The sequence below is a fragment of the Rosistilla carotiformis genome, from assembly GCF_007753095.1.
Taxonomy (GTDB): Bacteria; Planctomycetota; Planctomycetia; order Pirellulales; family Pirellulaceae; genus Rosistilla; species Rosistilla carotiformis.
On sequence record NZ_CP036348.1, the window covers coordinates 6809559 to 6834101 of the forward strand.

Genomic DNA, 24543 nt, shown 5'->3' on the forward strand with positions numbered 1-24543 from the left:
CCGCCTCACCCTCCACCAAAAGTCTTCCGATGCGAAACGTCTTAATCCTGTTGCTTTTGTTTGTCGCTTCCGATCTCGCCGTCGCAACCGAGATCCGACGGATCTGGCTGACACACAAGAGCAACGACCCGAGCCGCATCGTTGTGAACTGGATGAGCGAGAGCGAGGGGGATTCGGTCGTTCGCTTTGGCCTGACCACGGACTACGACAAAACGGTCCGAGTCGACGAAACGACGACGCTGCATCATGTCGAAATTCCGCTGGAACATCGCGATGCGGTCTATCACTACTCGGTCAGCAGCGGCGACCAACGATCGAAGGACGCCACCTTCAAAGCCTACCCGAGCGATGAACTGCGGATTGCGATCGTCGCCGACTGGCAGAGCAAGCCCGACCTGTCGTCGATCCGAAACGACGATGTCCATCTACTGCTGACCGCTGGCGACAACATCGCCAACCTCTTCCCAGCCTGCGGCGAGGGGACCAAAGATTGCGTGAAGCCCTACGCTGCACTGATCGACGCCTACCCCGATCTGTTTCGCTCCACACCGTTCATGCCGGCGTTGGGGAATCACGACCGCCAGATTCGCCCGCGTGGGAAGATGCCGCCCGAGGAAGCCGTCTACGATGTCGATGCGACCGCGTTTCGCAAATCCTTCGAATTGCCGGGGGACGAGTGGAAGTGGCACTTCGACATCCCACAGCTTGACCTGCGGGTGATCGCGTTGGACTTCAATCACATCTCCGACTTCGGAACCACTTGGCAAACCTGCCACCGCTTCGACGAAGCCTCGCCTCAGTTCCTCTGGTACCAACAACAGATGGCCAACCCGCCCGGATTTGTTGTCACGCTCTATAACGAACGCAACGCGAGCATTCGCAACCAGGCGAACAAACAATGGCACGAACTGTTCCGCCGCGGAACGTGTTGCGTCACCGGATACGGCTATTTTGCAGAGCGAGCGGAAGTCGATGGCTTTCCCTATTACAACAGCTCGCTCAGCGGCAGCGGCGCCCAATATCGCGATCCCCATTCGAAGTTCCTCGCGGGCGAGGACAGCTACCTATTGCTGACCCTCCAGCGTGGCGGCGCGATGGCGGTTAAGATCAAGAGTCTCAGCGGCGACGAATTTGATCACCAATCCTACAAACAACGGGAATCGACACGATGACATGGATTGAGTGGTACAACGGCCTGGACAAACCTTCGTGGACTCCCGCCCCCGGCACGATCGGCCTGATCTGGCAACTGTTGTACCCGGTGATCATCGTGACGTTTGGCTTCGTCTTCGTACAAGCGTTTCGCAAGCGACTGCCATGGCTTGTCGCATTGCCGTTTGCGATCAACCTCGTCGCCAACCTCTGCTTCACCCCGATTCAATTCGGCTTGCGCAATCTGCCGCTTGCCGCCGTCGACATCCTGATCGTCTGGACAACGATTCTCTGGATGATGTTCGCCATCTGGAAGCACTACCGTCTGATCGCGGTGGCGCAGATCCCGTACCTGATCTGGGTTTCGATCGCGACGACGCTACAACTGGCGATCACGTGGAATAATTGACGCCAGCGTTGGCACGCGAACAGACACGAACGCACATCAAGAACACAATCAGGCGTCCCCTCGTTAACACAACGAATCAATCTGCAAGCCCATCCATGCTAGACGCCAGCATCGTGTTGCCGGCGTCTAGCGATAGAAACCCTTGAGCGCATAGATACGGACAAACCGGCAGAAGACTACGGGTCTAACCTAGCAGGACTCTCCATGTTCAAGGTTGCATCCATACTCTGCTGTGCCTGTTCATCGGTTGCTTCTCCAAGCCCGCCTCCTCCGCAACCACAGACCAAACACGAGATTATGAGAAAACCACACGCAACATACTTCATCAACATAAAATCGAAATCTCAAAAACGTGGGTAACAAGAGAATTCCGCAGCCATTCGATTACGACTGCGTCTACGATTCACACCAACCGGAGAGCACTACTCCCAACGAACAATCTCCTCTCCATCAAAACCATAGATACTGTGCATCGCTCCATAGAGATTTCCATATTTGCCGGTATTCCAATACTCGCCATTGGTAGATTCTTCAGACCCCCGACCTGTCGCGATGGTCTCAGCGATAAAACGGACCGACGCATCCGCAAGCGTGAATTGAGCGCCGCCAGCATGAAAACTTCCTGGGCCAACCCATTCATTGTTGATTGCGTGATGGGTCCAGTAGACTGGAGGGCAGACATGATTTGGCCCACCGTAAACTCCCCAGATAGGCCCTGGCGAACCATCGGCCATCAACACGTTCCCTTTTCCAGCAGCGGTAACCCAGGCATGATTGTGCCCGTGCCAAGGTCCCGATGCGACCAAAGCACCTCGTGACACCGATGAACTGGTTCGCCGAAAGTAACCTGCACCTCCTTGAGAACGATGAACCGTGGACGCTTTGGCCAAACCAACGGTGGTCACCTCGCCGACTGCAATCGTGTTGGACGTGCCATCTTTGATGTCGGAGATTCGCACTGAGTCATAAAACGAAAAGACCCCAGCACGACCGATATCATTCGTTTTCCTACGGTGCCCGTCCCAACCCGCGTTGCCAGCGTATGACGTGACACCGAACCCACGGGGCTTCGACCCGATCTCCCATTGAATATCCGAGGGACACAAAAAGGCAGCGATCGAAAGCTCTTTCGCCGTTTCCTCTCCCACTGTGATGGCGGTCAACGTTGTGTCAGCTGGCAACGAAAAGTTGATCTGATCGTGCAAACTGTTCATTTCAATGAACGGCAATATCAGGCACAGCCAAGTGTAATTCCGCTGGTCCCCCACGGCCGCCGTGGTCCCTTTTGCATTTCCGTGCCAAATTGCATCTGGAGGCAATTTGCCATACGTGTCGTGATAATTGTGAAGCGCCAGGCCTAGCTGCTTCAAGTTGTTGCCGCAGCTCATCCGTCGCGCAGCTTCGCGTGCTGACTGCACCGCGGGTAATAACAAGCCTACCAAGATTCCGATAATCGCAATAACGACTAACAATTCGACAAGCGTGAAACCTGTCTTAAGAGAACGGGGACGTTGGACACAGTGCATGACGTGACTCCCAATACGTAGATGAAACAGAAGAGGCGCGTGGATTAGATCGCGATTGCGATGCGAATCGTCGATGAAACGATCCGTTAACGCCTTGTCCGATTAGATGCGACAAAAAATACAGAGTCAATACTTTTAAAAACGCAATGACAAGAACTCCCCCGCAACACCGGCCCTTAGGTGAACTGATGTCACGTTATGGCATCAGCGAAGCGTCTCAAAACAGCCTGCTTTAACACCTACCACCGATCCAAAAGGTGGTATCCCACACTTTCATATACACATGGACAGCAGGCGAGGCGTGTCTAACTAAATGAACGTGGCCTACGACATAAAACACATGCAGCACCTCACACACAACACTTCCAACGAGCGACACGCACCCACTCAAAGGAATCCCCATGCAAGCACACCGCCTGGCGTTGCGGTTCAGACGCTCAATGATGTTCAGCGCGGCGAGGTGCCCCGATCTAACACATCGCCGGTCAATGGATCGGCCTGATCCCAATCCTTGAGTTCCAGCCTTCGCACGCCGCCGGAATTGTTCTGCCGCTTGGCAGCTCGATAGACGTCGCTGCGGCCCCCTTCAAAAGTCGCTGGCACTTGGAAAAAGCCAACGCTTCGAGGGGCGTGTTGAACCTCCGGTGCCGATCCGGGCTGAGTTCGATCGATGTAGACCGATTGCGGTATCATCTCGTAGACGCTGATGTCGTAGAGCGGCTGCGGCGGCAAATCGACGACCGATTCTTCACGAACCCGCATTCCGTTGGGCTGCAAAACCTCGAACCGACTAACAACTCGAGATCCCGGATCGCGTTCGAACGTCGCAGGCCGAGACTCTCCCGTCGGGATCTTCAGCCGCTGCAAGTTGTCGGGATCGCGTAAATCGGTAACGAGAACCCACAACTCGTTGGAGTGAGAGTTCGATAATTGAACCTGAACCGGCGTCAGCGGCGGATTCGGCTCGACCGTCTTCGAAATTAGCACCGGCGCAACGGGATTGCCGACTGGCTGCGGGACGCCGCCCGGTGGCAGGTTCCCCATCGCGCCAACTCGCTGCAGGCGGAACAACTGATTTTGCAAACCATGACGCGTGAAGACGCCAACACTGGCAGGGCGACCACCGCGTGGCTTCACGACGTCGATGACAAAATCGCGATTCGCTCGCAGTTCAAGCGTCACGAAGCCAGCGTTGTCGGGGACGATGCGGAACTGCATCGCATCGCCACCGCCCATCCGACGATCGAACAGTTGAGCGTTCCCCTGGTTCCCGGCCAAGCCGGTCGCCATCCCGATCGCGAGCCCCCGATCTTGCATCGGCACGATTGAGACATAACCACTGTCGGTTGGCAGCAAACGAAAGAAGACGTTCTGCCCGCCGGTGGCTTGCGTTTCGATCCGCATATTGGCGCCAGCTAGTGGTGCAACGGAAAGCAGCAAGCCGGGGCCAAGCGCTGATTCAATCACGTACACCGATTTAGGGTCGTTGCTGGGATTGCCCGCCGCTTGCGGTCCAACTTGGTTGACGGGGAACACGCCTGGTACGCCAGGATTGAAACCACCGTTGCCGCGCGGCGAGACGACCATCTGCGTCGGGCGAAACGCAATGCTCCCCAAAGGCCCGGCCAACGAAGCGACTTGCATGTTCCCCGCGCCACGCAGCGGCCAGCGGATCGCTTGCCCCATCGCCTGGCTCGAATAGGCGGCGTATCCGTTGGCGTCGAGTTGCGGATCGCGATCATAAATTGATGCCTGCCCAGTGGCATCGACGATCACCAATCGATCTGCCGTCAATTGCGCGGTCGATCGCAGATCGGATCCCGGCACGATCAGGTCGAACGTCTGCGCGTGGGCAAGTCGAGCGAACACCGATGCAACGAATAATGCAGCGAAGATCAAGCGGCTGGGCAAAGACATGGTGAGCTCCATCGGAACCGGATGCGTGGCGACTCTTCTCTCTTTTATATATGTCCCGCTTCGACGGGACTGGACGACAAACACGGAATTTTCTTACCAGCACGAAACGCAAGCGATTGATCTTGATCCGGTATCTACCCGCAGGAAGGGCGAGGGAGCGACGCACCTTCACTTTCTCGTGACCACTTACTTGCGCTTCGTGCGGGTATTCAGATCGTCTGGTTGCGCTTCGTGGTTGTAGTTCCGGGGCTGGTATCAAAGCGCCAAACTCGGCTGGCGAGCGGCGAAGCGGGGTGCAAAACGGATCGCCACATCCACCAATCCGAGTTTTCACAACCCTCCGCAAGGCCGCCGAGCGGGTGGCGTGGCCGAGGGAGCGGCCTACCTGGGAGGCGGCATTTGGGCTACCGAATGCCGCAATCTGCATAAATGTTGGGAAAGAAAACCTGTTGTGCCGATAGGGATCGGGCAAGCGATTCACGTGTTTGCTGACGATCGCGCGCGGATTAACGGCGAGGGAAGCAATGCGGCGGAATTGCCGAAACGGCGTGGATGAGTAGACTTTATAAAGACGATAGTGTCCCTTTTATGAACGGCTCGACTTGCGAGCCCTCAAAATGCACAACGACGGCGAAGGCCTGGATGAGCGAAATACATCACGAGTGCGGTGTTGCGGCGATCTACCATCTTCCACGTACGGCCCCTAGCCCGATGTGTCCGGACCAAGGTCCGTCGCAGATCTCGCGGCTGATGCCTCGGATGCTGCTGGACATCCAGAACCGCGGCCAATTGGCAGCCGGGATGACCAGCTTCCATCCCAAGCGGCCCGAGATCCTGGCAACCTACAAAGACATCGGCACCGTTTCCGAAGTTTTTAAGCTGAGCCATCGGGCCAAAAGCGAATCGATGATGCGATCGCTTGCCGGCCGCGCGGCGATCGGCCACGTGCGGTATGCCACCTGCGGCCAAGACGATCGCTCTTACGCCCAGCCGTTCGAACGCCAGCACATCCATAAGCGAAAGTGGTTCAGTTTCTGCTTCAACGGGCAACTTGCGAACTATCAAATCCTCAAGCATCGCTTGCTGGCCGATGGCGACCATCACCTGTCGCGCGACACCGATACCGAGATCATTTTGCACGAGGTCGGCCGCCTGCTGAGCAACAGCGAAGGCAAGCCCGACTGGATCGAGCTACTTGGCAAAGCGACCAAAGACTTCGACGGCGCCTACAGCATGGCCTTCCTGACGGCGCTTGGCGAAATGGTTGTCGCCCGCGATCCGCTGGGGATCAAACCGATGTGTTACGCGTTTGATGGCAGCCTGTTCGCCGCAGCCAGCGAAGACGTCGCTCTGGTGAACCTGGGCTTCGAACCCAATGACATCAAAACATTGCCTCCGGGGCATGCCGCCCTGGTAACCCCAGGAGAGGGTTTGCGGATCGAACCGTTTTGTGAGAGCAAGAGCCGAGCCCACTGCTTCTTTGAATGGATCTATTTCGCCAACGTCGCCAGCACAATGGACGAGAAGAGCGTCTATCTGAGTCGAACGCGACTGGGCGAAGAGCTTGCCAGGCTCGAGATCGAATCGGGTGAAGTTCCTTTGGATCCCGAGGACACGATCGTTGTCCCCGTACCCGACACCAGCAAAGCCGCCGCCGACGCGATGGCTTACAAGCTGGGCATCCCCAGCCGTGAAGGGCTGATCCGAAACCGCTATTCCGGCCGAACGTTCATCGAGGGGGGACGTGCGCGGCGCGTCAAAGCATCGACCAAATACACTCCACTTCGCGAAGTGCTCGAAGGAAAACGCGTCCTCCTAGTCGAGGATTCGATCGTCCGCAGCACGACGATGGGAGTCCTACTGGATCGTATACGCGAGATGGGTGGGGCCCGCGAGATCCACGTCCGCGTCGCCAGTCCGCCGATCGTTGCCCCATGTTTTTATGGCATCGACATGAGCACGATCGATCAATTGATCGCACCGCGCTATTTCGAAAACGCCAACTTGACCGAATCGGGGCAACGCGAAATGGCTCGCGAACTCGGAGCCGATTCGCTGCGTTACCTGCCGGTCGATGCGATCGCCCGCGCGATCGGATTGCCTGCCAGCGATCTATGCCAAGCCTGCATCACCGGAAAATATCCAACGCCTTGCGGTCAAAAACTGTATCAATTGGAACTGGATAACGAAGGCCGGCCGCAAAGCGCGGAACGGACCTACGAGCGACTGGTCTCCAACATCACATGACCGACATTTTCACAGCAATTGGCATCGTCCTGGTCGTGTCACTCACACTGGGACTGCTTGTTGCGAGGTCCCCTCAGCCCAGTGGGCAGTGGCGAACCGCCGCGATGGCGATCCTGCTGATCGGGGCGTTTGGCAATGTCTTCTACAGCACGGGACTAATCGTGTGGGCTCGTTACATCCCGCACTCAGCAGTGATCGTCTGGGCCAACGTCGTCCCGATCGCTGCAGCGATCTCCGCGGGACTCGCTTATCGCCTGCCTAACACGCCTCACTGGCGTCAACTGCTGGCATCGGGGCTTCTGGGCCTGCTCTCCTTCGGCACCGTCTTCTGGCCGCTACAAGGCTTCATCCTGAGACCACCGCAACCGGGCGGCAACACGTGGAGCCAGGGCGTGGCGCTGCAGACCTCCTGGTCCTCGTGCAGCCCTGCCGCCGCGGCGACGCTGCTGCGAGCCAACGGAGTCGACGTCGACGAGAGCGACTTAATGACAGCCTGCTTGACCGACAATCGCGGCACCGTTTCGCTGGGGCTGTATCGTGGCGTCAAGCTTTACGCCGATGCCAACGACCTTGAGGTCGAGGTGGTCCCCCCGTCGCTGGACCAGCTGATCATCGACGATCAATGGCCGGTACTGCTGATGGTGCGGCTGCCCAAGACGGGTGTCGAGGACCCGCGCTACGAACAGAACTGGGGCTGGATCCCCGGTCTTGGACATTCGGTTGTTTGCTTCGGTCGCCTCCCGAACGGCAACTTCGTCGTCGGCGACCCTTCGATCGGCCGCGAGCAATGGACAACGCAAGATATGGAAATCCTTTGGCATGGCGACGGGATTCGCTTGCATAAGCGAGGGGTGCCCTTCGACGGCAACGCCCCGAAGCACTAGAATGCGATGGCCCCGGTGCGATTCAGAGCGATCGCAGCGGGGCGTCCCTGCAGCGAAGCACAATCAAAACGACGATAGAAAACCTCCACAAGAGTATTTCAAAGATGGCATTTCGGTTACCAGTTGTCGCCGACCCGATCCCCGATCCAACCACTCCCGTCTCGGGTTCCGGTCGCCTGCCGCGCTGGCTCAAGCGTGAAGTCCCCAAGGGAAACGCGAACAACTTCACCGCGGGCCTGCTGGACGAATTGCGACTGGAAACGGTCTGCGATAACGCCAAGTGCCCGAACCGCTCGGAATGCTACTCGCAGAAAACCGCGACGTTCATGATCCTGGGGGCGATCTGCACGCGACCCTGCGGATTCTGTGCCGTCAATCGCGGCCGCCCGCCAGAAAAGCCAGAGGTGGACGAACCGCAACGACTAGCCGAAGCGGCAGCGCGACTAGGGCTGAAACATGTCGTGATCACCAGCGTTACCCGCGACGACCTGCCCGACGGTGGAGCCGACCACTATTACCAGTGCATCACCGCAGTCCGTGAACGGACCGGAGCGACTGTTGAAGTTTTGACTCCCGACTTTGTGCAATGCAAAGAAGCGTTGGACCGCGTTGTCGAAGCACGCCCCGAGGTTTTCAACCACAACATGGAAACCGTGCCGCGGATGTACCGCCGCGTTCGCGGTCCCAAGAGCGATTACCAATGGACGCTGCAGTTGCTGCGTCGTGTGAAAGAGCTCGATCCAACGATCAAAACCAAGAGCGGCCTGATGCTGGGGCTCGGCGAAACCCGCGACGAACTGCTCGACGCGCTGGCCGACATGCGAGCCTACGACATCGACTTCCTGACTCTCGGCCAATACCTGCAGCCGGGCGAAAAGTACCTGCCGGTCCAGCGTTACGTCACGCCGGAGGAATTCGACGAACTGGGCGAGATCGCCAAGAAACTCGGCTTCAAGCAAGTTGCCAGCGGCCCCTTTGTCCGCAGCAGCTATCACGCCCGCGACATGGCCGAAGCGTAGCTTCCACTCGCCCCCTCCGTGAGACTTGCCACGATGCACAGCGATCCCCTACCGCGTCGACACCGCGCCGATCGCCGAACATTTTTATTGGCCAGCACCGCCCTGACGACCGCCGCATGCCGACCGGAATCGGCAGCAGCGCATTCGATAGTGGATTGCAGCGGCAAACTTTCGCTCGGCTTCAGCCTATACGGAATGCGCGACATCAAGACAGAAGTTGCGATCCAGACACTGCGAGAGATCGGCTACGATTCGGTAGAGTTCTGCCTACTGGAAGGCTTTGACACCGATCCGGCCCGGCTCGATCGTGTCCGACGTCGCGACCTCCGCGCCACGCTGGCTAAATACAACATGTGCCTTCGCGCGCTGATGGAGCATCTGCCGCTGTCGACGGACCAGGCGATAAACCAACAAGCCATCGAACGCTTAAAGCGTGCCGCAGCCCTTGGCCATGACCTGGAAGCGGGTGATTCCCCATTGATTGAAACGGTACTTGGCGGCGGAAACTGGCTGGAGGTCCGCGACCGGTTCGCAGAAACACTGCGGAAATGGGCTGCGTTGGCGGAGCGGGAAGACGTGCAGATCGCGATCAAGCCGCACGTGCATCATGCTGTCGACACGCCAGAAAAAGCGCGTTGGCTGATGCGGCAAGTCGGTAACGAACGGATTGGCCTCGCGTACGACTACAGCCATTTTGCCGCGCAAGGGATCGACATGAACCAATCGGTTCGCGACCTCGCCGCGTACACACTCTTTGTTCACGCAAAAGACGCGATTGCCGATGGCGGCCAAACACGGTTCGCGCTGCCCGGTTCCTCGGGGAAGATCGATTACCCGCAACTACTGAAACGGCTCATCGAAAACGGCTACGCAGGAGACTTCTGCGTCGAAGTCAGTTCGCAGATCTGGAAGCAACCAGGCTACGACGCAATCGCCGCAGCCAAGGAATCTTTTCGCCCGATGGCCGACGCATTTCACGTCGCCGGGATTGAACGGCCGAAATAGAAAAGGGGCTAACGGCACGCACCCCCGGGAACTCTAGAATCGCTTCCGCGTGTGACGGACGATCCGGTTCAACTTTGGCCGGCCCGGCTCCTTCGGCTTTTCAGCCTCCTGAGCTTGCGCGACGCGATTGACCGGCACGGGATGGTCAAACCCATCCATCACGTCCTTGATCAATTGCTTATTGATCCGCTGTTCGATCGACGTCAGCACATCCCCTTCGCCGGGAACGATAAACGTATACGCCACGCCATCGCGGCCCATTCGCCCAGTACGGCCAACGCGGTGCACATAATCGTCGCAGTCCTGCGGCACATCGAAGTTGATGATGTGCGAGATCGTTGTGATATCGATACCACGACCGACAACATCGGTGGCAACCAGGACTTTCAAATCCTTGCTACGCAGTTGCTTGATCACGCGATCGCGTTCGCGCTGCTGCATATCGCCATGCATACACCCGACACCGTCATACTTTTCGCTCAGCTTGCGATGCAACTTGTCGGTACCACGCTTCGTCCGACAGAAGATGATCACCTGCTCGGGCGTCTCACGATCCAGCAGACGCATCAACAACTCCAGCCGTTTATCCGCGTCGACGGTAAAGTAATGCTGTTCGATCGTTTCGACCGACATGTCCTTCGAACTGCAGTCGACCGTCTTGGGTTCGAACATATAGCGTTCGGCCAAGATGCGAACCTGCGGCGCCATCGTTGCCGAAAGCAGCAACGTTTGCCGGTCTTTAGGACATTTTCGCAGGATCCGTTCGATCTGCGGACGGAACCCGATATCGAGCATCCGGTCGGCCTCATCCAGCACCACGCACCAGATGTCATGGGTTTTGAAGGTCCCGCGCTGCAGATGGTCGTGCACGCGGCCGGGCGTCCCGACAACGACCTGCACGCCATCGCTTAACTGCTGGGTCTGCTTGCGAAGGTTCTTACCGCCTGCCAATACGGCGATGCTGGTAGGCACCCCCTTCGCCAAGCGGGTCAGTTCCTGCCCGACCTGATCGGCCAGTTCGCGCGTCGGCACCAGAATCAGGGCTTGCGGCAGGCAGCGATCCTCTAACGGATCGAGTTGTTCCAGGATCGGAATGCCGAACGCGGCGGTCTTGCCGGTACCGGTCCGCGCTTGGCCGATCACATCCTCCCCTTCCAACGCAAGCGGGATCAGCCCCGCTTGGATTGGTGACGGGTTCTCGAACTGGCATATCTTTAACGCCCGAAGCATGATGGGCGAAAGATCGAGATCGCTGAAGGACAGCGATGGCTCCGAAGAGGTTGATTCCATGTTTTGACTGAGAATGGAGACGCGTTCGCGCGACGAAGGCACCGGCCTATCCAGTGCTGACGTTGTTTGCAGGAAATTTTGTACCGTAAGTTGTAGTGGGAATCAAAGCCTTTGACCATCGGGCTAATTCCGAGGTGGGCTGGAAGACCAAGACGCCAGCCCCTCAAAAGCACTGACTTATGAACAAACCAGCGCTTTCACAGACATTGATTGCCGCTTGCCAACGCGAGGGATTACTTGTCCCGCGGGCGTAGATTCTGCGGCAACTCGACTTCGATCTCCACCAGTTTATTGAGCTCACCATCGGCTTGCTTGTGCAACTCGAACGCGTCGTACAGCTGGCCGATCGCGGTGCGCGCTTCAAAGCGAAGCTGTTTGCCATCGATGTGGATCACCTGATACAGCTGCGTGTCTTCGCCCAGACGTTTCATAAACGGCCATCGCGTATTGTCGTACATCTTGGGTCCGCTGACCGAAACGACGTAGACCGTGCCGTGATCGGCATCGACGTTCTGCACCCCGGTGGGAACGTTGACCGTGCCGACAGGAACCTCCTTATCGGTACCAAATGCGGGGAATTCTTTTTCCGAAACCTCGACTCCCGGGACATCAAAACCGGTTCGCCCATAGGTGTGATCGTGCCCCTGCAGCACGAGATCGACTTTGTACTTGTCCAGAATCGGTTTCCAAAGCGTTCGCAGCTCGCGATTGTCGCGTCCCTTTCCGGTCGAGAAAATCGGATGATGGAACGTGCAGACGACCCATTGCGATGTATTGCTCGCCAAGACCTCTTCCAGCCAGACAGCCTGCTCAGCTTGCATTTCGTTGCTGTTGAGAGCGATCACACGCAGATTCTGATAGACCAACGTGAAGCAACTTTCCTCAAGCCCCTTGGGGCCGTTTTGCGGGAACGTGAACGATGGTCGCCAATGAGTGGTCAAATGCCGACTCTTGCCATCGGCGGCTTTGGATTGCTCGTGGTTGCCAGGGACTGCGATGCTGGGCGTCATCGCGTTGAGCCACGCGCCGGCACCAAACCATTCGCCCCACTCAGCGTCCGATGACCCGCGATTCACGAGATCGCCGGCGTGCAACAGGAACGCCGCTTTGGGCGCGTCGCGGTAGGCTTCACGAATCACTCGCGACCACATCGAACGCAGATTGTTTTGCGCATCGCCAAAGTAGACGAACGAAAACGGCTCGGCCTCGGCCGACGCGGTCGAGAAATGAAACCACTCGCTCCAGTTCACTCCGTCGCCAACGCGATAGGCATAGCGCGTCCCTGGCTTCAGGTCGCGAAAGCTGACGCTATGAAAATGTGCGGTGTTCAGATCCGTCTTCAGCGCTTCGGAGACCGCCGCTAACTGCTCCGCCTTCGCGGGAAATCCTGGGCCAGCTTCGGCGACGGCGATCTCGGCAAGCCCGATATTGACCGCGGTTGAGGTTCGCCAAGTGACCGCCTGGGTCGTGCGCGGGTCGCCGTCCCAAGACAGAATGATCCGATCGGGCATCGCCGTCGGTTCGTACATTTCATCGGGCTTGACCGCGATCGGAGCGTGCGAATGGCCATGCTCCCCCTCGTGTGCGATCCCCAAGTGGGGAACCGAGAGGATGGCGAAGCAGGCCAGCAAAAGAGTTCGGCAGAGCGTCATAGGTGGATACCTTGGGAATATTGTTTCGTTAGTTTCGACTTGAAGGCTATCGTGCTGCAGCAGTGTAGCCACCAACCGTTAAGAAGCGGTTAAGATCTCGCCAGCTAAGCGACGGGCCAACCGCAAGAACGCCGGCAAGGCACTGCTGCACGACAGCAGCTTATACACCCCTAGCCCGCCGCATTGAACCCACTCCGACCGAATAGCACACCCTTCGCTGCCAACTTTCCACCCCAACAACCGAAGCCAACTCCGCCGCCTGACCCACCACTGTGCCCAGACGCCAGCGGCCCCTCTTCGAGCGGATGCTGCGACCGCAAAGCGGAACGAGGGCGGCGGCGTCCTTCGACTCCAGCGTTGCCAGGAGCGTTGGCGATCGATTTTCGCGTGGCCGTATTGTATACTGGAGCCACTGCAACGCGTTCACCTTCCCCACAATCCCACCATTCCTGGAGCCCAATCCGATGTTAAATCGACGAGCGATGTTGCGCGTTGGAGGCGCGGGGATGCTGGGGATGTCGATGCCCAAGTTGATCCGAGCCGCTGAACAAACGCGGCAGATCAAGCCGAAGGCGAAGTCGGTGATCTTCTTGTTCCAGTGGGGCGGGCCGAGCCAGTTGGACACGTTCGACATGAAGCCGAACGCGCCGGCCGCGGTGCGGAGTCCCTATCGGCCGATCGCCAGCAGCGCCGATGGGATCGAGGTCTGCGAACTGTTGCCCAACATGGCCAAGCAGATGCATCATGTGAGCTTGATTCGCACGATGACTCACAAGATGAAGAACCACGCTTCGGCCGGCTATTACGCGCTCAGCGGTCACGAACCGCCTAGCGACGACCAACGCCTGCGAGATTCGCTGGATCTCTTCCCGGCCTACGGCAGCGTCGTCGACCATCTGTTGCCAAGCGATTCGGGGATGCCGTCGTTTGTGTCGTACCCTCACGTGATCCGCGACGGTTCGATCGTTCCCGGCCAACACGCCAGCTTCCTCGGCAAGGGGCACGATCCGCTACTGTTCCTGGAAGATCCCAACGACAAAAATTTCCAGCTCCCCGAACTCAGCCTCCCCGACGGACTATCGATCGATCGACTGCATCGCCGTCGCGAGATGCAACAGCTTGTCGACAGGCAGATGCGGTTGATGGAGCACTCGGGCGAAGCTCGCGGCTTCGACCAATATTACGAGCGGGCGATCTCGATGCTCACATCGGACAACGTCCGCAAAGCGTTCGACTTGTCAGCAGAACCGACAGCGGTTCGCGAGGCGTACGGGCGGACCAGTTATGGACAGAGCTGCCTGCTGGCTCGGCGGTTGGTTGAATCGGGCGTGAAGTTTGTCACCGTCTACTTCTCCAACAGCATCGGCGGTCGCCGCGTTGGACAGGGAGGCTGGGATACCCACGGCTTCGACAACACGCGGATGTACAAGATCGTCGACAAGTACCAAATGCCGCTGACCGACCAGACGCTTCCCACCCTGATCGACGACCTGCACCAACGCGGCCTGTTGGACGAGACGCTTGTCGTCTGGATGGGAGAATTTGGCCGCACGCCGGAGATCAACAAGAACGTCAGCCGCGACCACTGGCCCCAGTGCTACACCGCGCTGTTAGCAGGCGGCGGCGTAAAGGGAGGCTACGTCCATGGCAAGTCGGACGAACGGGCGAAGTTCCCGCTAGAAAAGGCTGTCAAACCGGAAGACCTCGCCGCGACGATGTATCAATTGCTGGGGATCGATCCCAACACCGAGATCTACGATCGCGACAACCGACCGCTGATCATCGGCGGCCGACCACTGTACGACGTCATCGCCTAAGCGCGTTACGACCACCGGCAACGCTGTGACGTTTCATGTCCATTCAATAACACACCCGCCGGGCGAAGCAGGGAGGGTCGGAAAACGTGCGTTTAGCAAGTTTTCCGGGGAGGGCTTACCGTTGGGTCGAACGGCGGCAATGCGATTGGCGTCTGGACGCCGCGTCGTTACTTCGACGAGATCACGGGCAACTGCGATGGGGAGCGTTCCGCCGCCGGTGATTCACCTGGATCGGTCCATTTGGCCTGCGTGAAGGCTTGCTGATCGTAGGCGCCGAAGTCGCTGAAGCAGAACTTCTTGGCTAACCGATAAGCGAGGTTGCGCTCGGGAATCTCATTGCCCGGAACGTATTGGCTGCGGCGCGGCTGCATCGCCTTCAGCTCCTCGATCGCGGTTCCACGAGCGGTCGTATCGCGGGCACCATGCTTCTCGGCGATCTGGACCAAGATGTCGGGCCGCTCCATCACGACACAGCCGCGAGTGTTCTGCGCCGTCATGTGGCGGAAGTCGCGCAAAAACTCCGACTCGTTAAACTTGTCCTTCAACGGCCGATCGTCGTGGATTGTTTCGGCAGCCAATTGAATGATCGGGCAGGGCTCGATATCGCCCCAAGGACCGATGTGGTGCGTGAAGCCAGTCACCGCCGGGCAGAGGGCATTCCCCGCGCCGTCGTGATAGGCATCGACAACGATGATCGGTTTGGTGGCTCGCGTGTCGACAACAAACTGCCGCACGCGGCGCTGTTGGTCGCTGGAGAGCGAGAGATCGGGATTGGCATCGGGACCGCAGGGACGATAGACGTGGAACCAACAGTACATGACTCCCATCTCGATCAACCGATCGACCCAGGCGTCGTTGACAAGGTCGTCGATATTCGTCTGACAAACGCTGGTACAGACACCCACCATCAGGTTGTGTCGCAGCGCGGTCTTGATTCCTTCCATCGTCTGATTCAGAACGCCCTCGCGGCCGCGGCGTTGATCGCTGATGATCTCGCTCCCCTCGACACTGATCAGCGGCGTGACGTTCCCCAGCCGATGCAGCTCCGCCGCAACCTCGTCGGTGATGAAGTGGCCGTTGGTGAAGACCTGGAAATAGGCGTCCGGATGCGACCGGAAGATCTCCATCAGATCTTTGTGCATAAACGGCTCGCCACCGAGGATTCCGAAAAACGAATTCCCCATCGCCTTGGCTTGCGTGATCGTCTTGTTAGCCGCCTCAACCTCGATCCGGCTCTGCTTCGCCCCGACGTCGACCCAACAGCCTTGGCAGCGAAGATTGCAGCTGTTGATCACCGACATATATAAGAACGGCGGAAAAAACTCGCCTCGCTTCAGCCGCCGTTTGTGCTTGTGAACGCTGCGAAATCCCTTGATGCCCATCAACCAAAACAGCTTCCACAGCAAACGCTTATCGGTTTCCAAAGCGAGCCGCTTGGCCATTCGCAGATACATATCAGCAGATCCGAATTCAGGGGGGATTGGGCAAGTGAGTGGGCGTCGGGCAGGGGCGCGACCGCCAGAATCAACTATAGCCTGCCGCCGGCCTCAATAACACTCCGTCGCCGCACCGCGCCGATTCGACCGCCAACGGAAAACCCGACTCCCCCACCGCCCCCAAACGGATCGATCCCTTCCGGCAGCGACGGCGACCAAGCCATCAACACGCTGGGCAGCATCGTCCTGCAACAGCAACCGTCTCGCGGTCGGCTGTAGCCCCACCCCAGCGAGCCCCTTATGATACGACGAGACAGCCACGCCAAGGATCACCCGAAGCTTCTTGCCGCGGCTGCCGCCAAATCACAACCGCAGAACCAACCTAAAACTCCGAATCCATTTCAATCAAGGAACTGAACCGATGGCGATCGTAATCCATGAAGACTTCGATGCAGGACGACTGGAAGTCAAAGTCAGCGACAAGCTAACCAAAGAAGACTACACACACTTCGAACCCGCCGTCGAACGATTGATCGAATCCGCTGGCAAAATCAAGATCCTGTTTGTGATGCACGACTTCCACGGCTGGGAGATGGGCGCGGTCTGGGAAGACATCAAATTTGCCACCAAACACTGCCGCGACATCGAAAAGGTTGCGATGGTCGGCGAGGCCCAGTGGGAAAAATGGATGTCGGCGATCTGCAAACCCTTCACCATGTCGACGATCAAATATTTTGAAGCCGACCAGGAACAAGAAGCCCGCCAGTGGCTGGCGTAATCTCGCGGATACACGACGTTACGCGATGATGTCGTGCGAGACACCCTGGATCCCGAGGGGGATTGCAGTTGTTAGCCGGAGGTCGTCGCACAGCGGCGCACCTCCGGAACACGACGCCCCAACGCGCGATGCCCCCGCAGGGATTGCAGATGGAATGCCTCTCGTCGAGGGAGGCGATTCGATTGCCGCTGGGGCTTCCTGCGGTGCTCCCTGCACTCAAATCACCGGCTACCGCATGGGGCCCTACGGGATTCGTTAACGTCGCGGGGCGTGCTTTTTCCGGGCAAGATGATCCCAAAGGGACCGAAGATAGACGTGCGAGCTCGCTTAGCTGATGCTCGGAGTGTGGACGCTGGCGACACCGAAATGTCGCAACAAAGCGAAAAAGAAAGTGGTCGGGGGCGGGATCGAACCGCCGACACATGGATTTTCAATCCATTGCTCTACCAACTGAGCTACCCGACCTTGTTGCAAGGCGAACAGGGATTTTGATTCCAACTGCACATTGTGTCAATCGGTAGCCAGGGGCCAAACGTTCTTGAAAGTCGAAGAAATAGACAGTTTTTCCGACAGGATGGTTTGGTGGGGCAATTTTCTTGCTCTGCGGTGGGATGGAAGTTCGCGTCGAATGCTGCCATGTTTTATACTGCAACCTCCCGAGAGCGCGGATCGACAGCCGACTGCGGATCCGCGAGCGCAAAGCATTTCAAAGGTTTTCCAAATTAGAACGGGTGGCTTCGCCTAGCGACTGCATCTTTTGCAGACGCAGCAGCGTGCCCGACCCTCCACCGGGAGGATTGCGATCCACCCTACGCCCCTGGCGACCGTCGCCAGTTTCGTCACCCAATCTATCCCCAGTCATTTCCATGTCGGTCGCAGACCCTTCGACACATTCTCAGGAACATACGCCGCGATCGCTGCGGATTTCACAGTTCGACCAGGTCAGTTCGCTGCTGATGGCGGTGCTGGTGTTCGTCGGCTTCTTCGTCTTCTTTATGTTCATGATCTGGCTGCTGGATCGGCTGAACTTCAAATCGGGCGAAGTGGTCGTGGCGATCGTCGAAGAAGCGGCCGGCCGAGGTGAAAACGCCGAAGGTTTTGAACGCGATTTTGAACCTCCAGGACAAGAAGAGGTTTCGGAACTGACCGAACCGACGCTGACCGACACCCTGCAGGCGGTTACCGATGCTGTCAGTTCGGTCGCCGCTTCGCTGGATTCGATGAACACCGACGCGTCGGCGTCGACAACGGGATCGGGCCAAGGCGACAGCCGACCTCCGGGCCCCGAGGGGGAAGGGGAAGATATCATCCCGCGATTCGAACGTTGGAATCTGAAATTCCAGGCGAAATCGATGGCTTCGTATGCCGAACAGCTCGACTTCTACGAAATCGAACTCGGGGCGATCGGCGGTTCGTCCGAAGGGGTCGATTACGCATCGAACCTCGCCAAAGCCCCCAAGAAGAAGCACAATCCGGACACTTCGACTGAAAAACGTCTTTATTTTCGCTTCACCCAAGCCGGCCCGCTGGAACGCTGGGACAAGACCCTGCTGGGCAAAGCGGGTGTGGGAGTGGGTGCCGGACGGCATGTGTTGAAGTTCATCCCGCCGAATCTCGAGAACATTCTGGCGCACACCGAATTGGAATATGCCAAAGAGAAAGGCTATCCCAGCGTGACTCAGATCGCCAAAACGATCTTCGAATCGCAACCGGGGGGGAATGGGCATCAATTCGTCGTCGTGGAGCAGCGGTATCGGAAACCGAAGTGACGCAGCTGCAATCGGCAACCGACCGGTTATAATTCAAGGAATTGAATGCCCCCGCGAGCACGTCGGCTTGCCACACGTTCGCGGGCGAATATGCTCGTAAGCATACGGTTTCCCTGAGACCTCCAGCCTCCACCTACTCTTCCTCCTTGGAACGTCTCCCCCGATTCGACGACCTGGCTCAGCCGGCTCGTTTGAATCCGGAAACTCCCGTCGAAATTAGCAAACGCTCAAAAAGAACCTTTCCTCGATTCGAGACCACGACTCTATGTCTGCGATGCTGCTGGCCAAAGCCGACGTTTACTCAATGATCGCCGATTCCATTTACTTTGCATTGGCGGCTGTCGCCTTGTGGGGTATCTACTGCGTGGTGATCGTCTGGACACGCGTCGCAGCCAAGCGATTCAAATCCGAAGACGAACAAAACGACTACTTAGACGAAGTCGCCGAGCCGCTGGAGTCGGGCAACTTTGACGCCGTGTTGGAACTTGTCGAAGGGGACGCCCGGGCGATCCCGCAGATGGTCGAATTGGCGGTGGAGAATCGCGAACTGGGTTATCAAAAAGCCAAAGCGTTGGTCGTCGAACGCTTCCAACGCGATGTGATCGCCGACCTCGAACACCGGCTCAGCTGGATCTCGACGGTAATCAAAAGCGCGCCGATGATCGGACTGTTCGGAACGGTATTCGGCATGATGGGAGCGTTTAAAACGCTGGCGACCGCCGAATCGGTCGACCCCACGATGCTTGCGGCCGACATTAACGTCGCGCTGCGAACGACAGCTTGCGGACTGGCGATTGCGGTTCCTTTGATCATCGCCACCGCCAGCGTGAACATTCGGATCAGCAAGATGGAAGACCTTGTCGGGGCGGGACTGAATCGCTTTTTTGAAGCATTCCGATCCGGGCTCTCGCGACCTCGCTAATCGCCGTGGCCAGCAAATCTTTTCCTTCCTGTCCCTGCTCGAGTAACCGACTATGTCCACAGCGGCCCCGATCGACGAAATCGATGACGATCCACCGATCACCTCTCCCACTCGGAGCGATGACGATGAACTGGACATCACGCCGATGATCGACATCACCTTCCTGCTGCTGATCTTCTTTGTCGTCTGCTCGAAAATGGATCCATCGCAGACGACCAACCTCCCATTGGCGGATAATGGCCTCGCGATTTCGGCAAAAGATTCGGCAGTGGTTAAGATGAAACGGGGAACCGGTGAGACCGCCGAATTGCAATCCAACGATGGCGTCACCTTCTCCAACGATCCAGCAGCACAACTCGAAGCGATCACCCGCTACATCACCCGCGAACGTGAATCGGGTAAAGCCAAGATCATGCTGATGTGCGAAAAGGACGTTCGCAGTGGGGAGGTGACCCGAGTGCAGAAGATGCTCGGTGACGCTTTCCCCGAGGTCGAGCAGACATATATCGCGGTCAAAGAGGAATAGGGAGCTGATTGGATGAGCATGACCTGTCCGCAGTGCGGCTTTCAAACGCATGGCGTCCGCTGTGAAAACTGTGGTGCCGATCTGCCCAACGCCGACGCGATCCCCGTCGACGCAGCGCCCCTCGCAGCCGAACCGATTGAAATCGAAGCGACCGTCGATAGCATCGATGCCGAGGGGATCGAAGCGGCAGAAGCCGACACTCCCGCGACCGAAACCGCATCGAGTGTCGAGACAACCGCCACCGCCCACCATCACGGGCACGCGATGGCCGAAGCTGTCAACGCGACTAACTTTGGCATCGAAGAAGAGGTCGCCCCCGACGACCTGGAGATGCGTGGCAAGATCCGCGACGATTCGGAATTGGACATGACGCCGATGGTCGACGTGACCTTCCTGCTGTTGATCTTCTTTATGGTTACGGCGTCGTTCAGCCTGCAAAAATCGATCACCATGCCGCGCGACCAAAGCGATGCTCCCAGCACCAACCAACAGGACGAACCTGAAGAGGAAATCGATCTGGTGACCGTCCAGATCGACGAATTCAATTCGTTCACCGTATTGGCGGCCGATTGGGAACGCGAGGTACCGGGTAAACAGAATTTGATTCGGGCACTGAAAGAGGCGAAACCCGAATCCGAAGCTCGATTAAAAATCGAGGTTCACGAAGACGCCGTGATCGAAGCGGTCGTCGATGCGATGGACGCTGGAGCGGAAGTCGGATTCTCCGAGATCCAGAAATCTGAGGTAAAAGGATAGTTGATGTCACAGTCTGTGCTCGCTCGCGAACTAATCGCCCTGATTGAACGCCGTGGTCTGTTGGATCAAGAGATCGTCGATGCTCTGAACCAACAGATGGAAGAGGGCGGTGCGCGGGTGACTCCCGAAGCGGTCGCAAAGCTGCTGGTCGATAACGGCCATCTGACTCGATACCAAGCGACCAAATTGATTGGCGAATTACGTTCGGATCAATATCAAGAGGACGAACCCGAACCGGTCGAAGTGGCCGAAGAACCCGAACTGCTGTTGGACGAAGGCGAACATCCGCTAGAGATCGAAGCGATCGAGGTGGAAGCGGTGGAGGTCGAACCAATCGAAGCTGACGTCGTCGATGCCGAAATGGTCGACGCCGAAGCGGTCGAAGTGGAAGCGATCGATGATCAGGGCCTGGCGGACAAACCGAAGCGATCGACAAGTGGTTCGCGACGAACCACAAAACGCAAGACGTCTAAAAAGGAACCCGAAAAGAGCGTCTGGGACTCCTTCAAGATCTATGGCGTTGCCGGCGCGATTTTGGCCTGCCTGCCGCTGGGATGGTTCTTCTGGAACTACATCAACAAGGGTAACGCCGCCGAGTACATGGAGCGTGCCAACAACTTCTACGCTCAAGAAAACTACACCGGCGCGAAACAAACGTACCTAGATTACTTGGATAGCTTTGGCGAAGAGACCGAGGATTCCTCCAAGGCGCGCGTTCGGATCGCAATGGCCCAACTGTATCAAACGATGCAGAACTCAACCGATCCCGAAAAATTTCTGACGACGGCGTCCACACTGTTGCCCACCGTAATCAACGAGCAAGCCCTTGGCGAGAACCGCGCCGACCTAGCAGGACTGCTGGTCGAGGTGGCGGAAAAATTTGTCTCGCAGGCCGACAAAACCGTCGATGCCGACGAGAAGGAAAAGATCATCGGCCACCTGGATCAACAGATGGAATTGATCGCCGAACCAAGCTACGTTTCGACCGAGCTTCGCGAAAGTTTGGGCAAACGCTTGGCGATCATTGAAGAGGATCGCTTGCGGGTCAATCGCGACATCAGTCGGGACCGCAAACTGGCCGACACGATCGCGACGATGAAACAGGCGTTGGAGGCGAAGGATACCAAGACGGCTTACGCGGCGCGGAAACAGATCATCCGCGAGTACCCTCGACTGCACGATGAAGCGCAAATGAACGCCTTGGTTGTGGAAGCCAGCAAACTGCAACAGGAGCTAGTCAAAACGGGCGTTGCCGAACTAAAGGTTTCCAACGATGAACTGGAGACCAAAATCCGAAAATCGATCGTTCTGGCCAACCAATCGGGACGAACGCTCAACGAACTCGGCGACCTGGTCTACTTCGTGCGAGTGGGCGGATCGGTGCAGGCGCTAAAAGCTTCCGATGGCTCGCTGCTGTGGCGGCGCTTTGTCGGCTACCGCGACGAACACCCACCCACCGCGTTAGGCGAAACGCCTGAAGATGGCGTGCTGCTGTCCGACGGTTCGCAATTGGAAGTCCAACGACTTTCGGGATCCGATGGCAAGCTGCAATGGCGAGCCGCGATCGGCGAAACGTTTACCCAGCCGGTCGTCGCCGATGACACGATCAACTTCAGCACCCACTCGGGCAAGGTCGCTTCGCTGGACGCCGAAACAGGCAAAACGCTATGGGTCTCGCAGATTCCGCAGGCGCTGGAAGTCAGCCCCGGAACCGAGAACAAGAAAGGACTGGCGGTCTCCTACGTCCCCGGCGATCACAGCAACCTGTATGTGCTGGACCATCGCACCGGCAACTGCATCGAATCCTATTATGTCGGGCACCAAGAGAAATCGATTCGGGTGCCCCCGATGTACCTATTGAACCATGTGTTTGTCTTCGAAAACCGGTCCAGCGATTATTGCTTGATGCATGTTTTGCAAACCGACAAACGGGGCCATGAACTGAAGCAATCGCAGACCAGCTTCCGATTGACAGGGAATGTCTTGGTCGATCCGCAAATCGAAGGCCGCCGATTGATCGTCGTCACCAACTTGGGACAGATCTCGGTATTCGAAGTAGAACCCACGGCGGAGACGAACAAGGTCAGTAAAGTCGCGGAACAGGTCCCCTCCTACAGCGAACCAACGCTGACGCAGATGACGATCGATCGGTCGCAGATGTGGGTCACGGGCAGCCAGATCATGCGGTTCGATTTGCAGATCAACACCGGACGCGTCATCCCGGGAGAAGTCAAATATGCGGGGGATATTTTTAGCGCTCAACCAAAACTGGTTGGCAATGCGTTGATCCACGCTCGCGTGGTCAGCGGCACCAAGGGGATCCGCGTTTCGGCCGTGGAACCAAAGACGATGGAGGTCTTCTGGCAAACCGATCTAGGTGTGCCGACGGCATTTGTTGCCAAGCACGGATCGGCCTTGCACGCGGCGACATCGCAGGGGGCACTGTACGAAATCGACGCCGCGTCGATCGCTTCGGGAGCGACCAAAAAACCGGTCGAAAATCCGGGCGGTCAGGGGCACGGCATCCAATTTGTTTCGCCGATTTCATTTGGTGAGAACACCAAGATCATGGTCAATCAGACCAAACCCGACCAGATCGCTGTCTACGACCCGTCGCGCGAAAAACAAAAGCTGCGGCTCGTCAAACTGGCGCTACCCGACGGCCGTCCTACTGCCGATCCACTGGTGGTCGGCAAGGGGCTGTTGATGCCGCAGGATAGCGGCCGGATCGCGATGATGGATTGGCAGAGCGGCCGGATGCTGTCCAACCCGTTCCAGCCCTCGTTGAAGCCAAACGAAAAGGTCACCTGGACCTCGCTTGCGTCGTTGCCAAGCGATCCCGAGCAGGTGATTTTTGGCGACAATCGCAAGAAACTGTATCGCGTTCGGGCAGGCGACCAGATCCGCCAACTTTCCGACAGCGATGTCGAACGGCCTTTGCTGGGTCCTTTGACAATCGTTGGCGATCAGGTGCTGGCGATCGCAGCCGGCCCATCGGCCGACATGTTGCTGACCTTTGACGCCAACAGCCTCAAAGCCGGCACCGAACTACTGCTGGCCGGACGTGTCACCTGGGGCCCAAAAGCGATCGATTCGGTAGCGGTCGTTGCGACGGACAATCAGAAGTTGACGGCTTATGATTCAACAGGCAAAGCCGCTTGGCAGATCGACCTGCCCGCGGGCAACCCGGTCGGTGATCCGGTGCTGGCCGATGGTTCGCTGCTGATCGCGGGGGAACAAGGTTGGGTGCTACGAATCGATCCCAGCAGTGGCGAATTGCAGGGCACCACCGATATTGGTCAACCGCTGTCGGGGACCCCGATCGTGTTTGGCAGCGTGGTCGTCGCCCCCGGTGCCGAGGGAATCGTGTTTGCCATCGATCCCCCCGCCAATGCAAATTGAGTTGACCGCGCCGGCCAACGAGTCCGCTGAACCTCA

18 protein-coding genes and 1 tRNA gene are annotated in these 24543 nt (G+C 57.8%); 13 read left to right on the forward strand and 6 right to left on the reverse strand.

Translation table 11 applies throughout. The features are described 5' to 3' along the window. Positions 1-29 precede the first annotated feature (29 nt). The gene (locus Poly24_RS24535) at positions 30-1172 is read left to right on the forward strand and encodes a metallophosphoesterase (RefSeq protein ID WP_145101846.1); all 1143 of its coding nucleotides are present in this window, start codon (positions 30-32) and stop codon (positions 1170-1172) included. Next, the gene (locus Poly24_RS24540) at positions 1169-1561 is read left to right on the forward strand and encodes a TspO/MBR family protein (protein WP_145101847.1); all 393 of its coding nucleotides are present in this window, start codon (positions 1169-1171) and stop codon (positions 1559-1561) included. Before Poly24_RS24535 ends, Poly24_RS24540 begins: the two co-directional genes overlap by 4 nt. Positions 1562-1983: 422 nt before the next feature. On the opposite strand, the gene Poly24_RS24545 is transcribed toward Poly24_RS24540, so the two are convergent. Both Poly24_RS24545 and Poly24_RS24550 read right to left on the reverse strand, forming a co-directional pair. Continuing rightward, entirely contained in the window at positions 1984-3087 is a 1104-nt protein-coding gene (locus Poly24_RS24545; protein ID WP_145101850.1) for a DUF1559 domain-containing protein, read from the reverse strand. Positions 3088-3534: 447 nt separating this feature from the next. Beyond that, on the reverse strand, positions 3535-5004 hold the full coding sequence (locus Poly24_RS24550; protein WP_145101852.1) for an RICIN domain-containing protein: 1470 nt from the start codon (positions 5002-5004) through the stop codon (positions 3535-3537). A 642-nt stretch (positions 5005-5646) separates the two neighbouring features. Between Poly24_RS24550 and Poly24_RS24555 the strand changes: the two genes are divergently transcribed. The 4 genes from Poly24_RS24555 to Poly24_RS24570 all read left to right on the forward strand — a co-directional run bounded on the left by Poly24_RS24555 (position 5647) and on the right by Poly24_RS24570 (position 10159). After that, positions 5647-7251 carry an amidophosphoribosyltransferase gene (locus Poly24_RS24555; RefSeq protein WP_145101854.1) on the forward strand — a complete coding sequence of 535 codons (1605 nt, stop codon included), beginning with the start codon at positions 5647-5649 and terminating at the stop codon, positions 7249-7251. Continuing rightward, entirely contained in the window at positions 7248-8135 is an 888-nt protein-coding gene (locus tag Poly24_RS24560) for a cysteine peptidase family C39 domain-containing protein (protein ID WP_145101856.1), read from the forward strand. The genes Poly24_RS24555 and Poly24_RS24560 overlap by 4 nt, the downstream gene beginning before the upstream one ends. Positions 8136-8239: 104 nt before the next feature. Then, a complete protein-coding gene (gene lipA / locus Poly24_RS24565) occupies positions 8240-9154 on the forward strand; it encodes a lipoyl synthase (protein WP_145101858.1) in 915 nt (304 codons plus the stop codon). 33 nt (positions 9155-9187) lie between these two features. After that, entirely contained in the window at positions 9188-10159 is a 972-nt protein-coding gene (locus tag Poly24_RS24570; protein ID WP_145101860.1) for a sugar phosphate isomerase/epimerase family protein, read from the forward strand. A 33-nt stretch (positions 10160-10192) separates the two neighbouring features. Here Poly24_RS24570 and Poly24_RS24575 read toward each other — a convergent pair whose 3' ends face one another. Both Poly24_RS24575 and Poly24_RS24580 read right to left on the reverse strand, forming a co-directional pair. Continuing rightward, entirely contained in the window at positions 10193-11449 is a 1257-nt protein-coding gene (locus Poly24_RS24575) for a DEAD/DEAH box helicase (RefSeq protein WP_145101862.1), read from the reverse strand. A 233-nt stretch (positions 11450-11682) separates the two neighbouring features. Continuing rightward, a complete protein-coding gene (locus Poly24_RS24580) occupies positions 11683-13101 on the reverse strand; it encodes a purple acid phosphatase family protein (protein WP_145101864.1) in 1419 nt (472 codons plus the stop codon). A gap of 464 nt (positions 13102-13565) precedes the next feature. Between Poly24_RS24580 and Poly24_RS24585 the strand changes: the two genes are divergently transcribed. Next, the gene (locus Poly24_RS24585; protein ID WP_145101867.1) at positions 13566-14918 is read left to right on the forward strand and encodes a DUF1501 domain-containing protein; all 1353 of its coding nucleotides are present in this window, start codon (positions 13566-13568) and stop codon (positions 14916-14918) included. Positions 14919-15085: 167 nt separating this feature from the next. On the opposite strand, the gene Poly24_RS24590 is transcribed toward Poly24_RS24585, so the two are convergent. Next, positions 15086-16360, reverse strand: a complete 1275-nt coding sequence (locus Poly24_RS24590) for a radical SAM protein (RefSeq protein WP_145103470.1) — start codon at positions 16358-16360, stop codon at positions 15086-15088. Between the two features lie 415 nt (positions 16361-16775). Here Poly24_RS24590 and Poly24_RS24595 point away from each other — a divergent pair, with 415 nt between their 5' ends. Then, positions 16776-17132, forward strand: a complete 357-nt coding sequence (locus tag Poly24_RS24595; protein ID WP_145101869.1) for a SpoIIAA family protein — start codon at positions 16776-16778, stop codon at positions 17130-17132. Between the two features lie 392 nt (positions 17133-17524). Here Poly24_RS24595 and Poly24_RS24600 read toward each other — a convergent pair. After that, positions 17525-17597: transfer RNA gene (locus Poly24_RS24600), tRNA-Phe, on the reverse strand. 401 nt (positions 17598-17998) lie between these two features. Here Poly24_RS24600 and Poly24_RS24605 point away from each other — a divergent pair. The 5 genes from Poly24_RS24605 to Poly24_RS24625 all read left to right on the forward strand — a co-directional run bounded on the left by Poly24_RS24605 (position 17999) and on the right by Poly24_RS24625 (position 24507). After that, positions 17999-18901 carry a hypothetical protein gene (locus tag Poly24_RS24605; RefSeq protein ID WP_145101871.1) on the forward strand — a complete coding sequence of 301 codons (903 nt, stop codon included), beginning with the start codon at positions 17999-18001 and terminating at the stop codon, positions 18899-18901. A gap of 265 nt (positions 18902-19166) precedes the next feature. Then, positions 19167-19823, forward strand: a complete 657-nt coding sequence (locus Poly24_RS24610; protein ID WP_231753332.1) for a MotA/TolQ/ExbB proton channel family protein — start codon at positions 19167-19169, stop codon at positions 19821-19823. Between the two features lie 52 nt (positions 19824-19875). After that, the gene (locus tag Poly24_RS24615; protein WP_145101873.1) at positions 19876-20349 is read left to right on the forward strand and encodes an ExbD/TolR family protein; all 474 of its coding nucleotides are present in this window, start codon (positions 19876-19878) and stop codon (positions 20347-20349) included. A gap of 12 nt (positions 20350-20361) precedes the next feature. Continuing rightward, positions 20362-21105, forward strand: coding sequence for an ExbD/TolR family protein (locus Poly24_RS24620; protein WP_145101875.1), 744 nt, complete (start codon positions 20362-20364; stop codon positions 21103-21105). A gap of 3 nt (positions 21106-21108) precedes the next feature. Next, positions 21109-24507 carry an outer membrane protein assembly factor BamB family protein gene (locus Poly24_RS24625; protein ID WP_145101877.1) on the forward strand — a complete coding sequence of 1133 codons (3399 nt, stop codon included), beginning with the start codon at positions 21109-21111 and terminating at the stop codon, positions 24505-24507. Positions 24508-24543 lie beyond the last annotated feature (36 nt).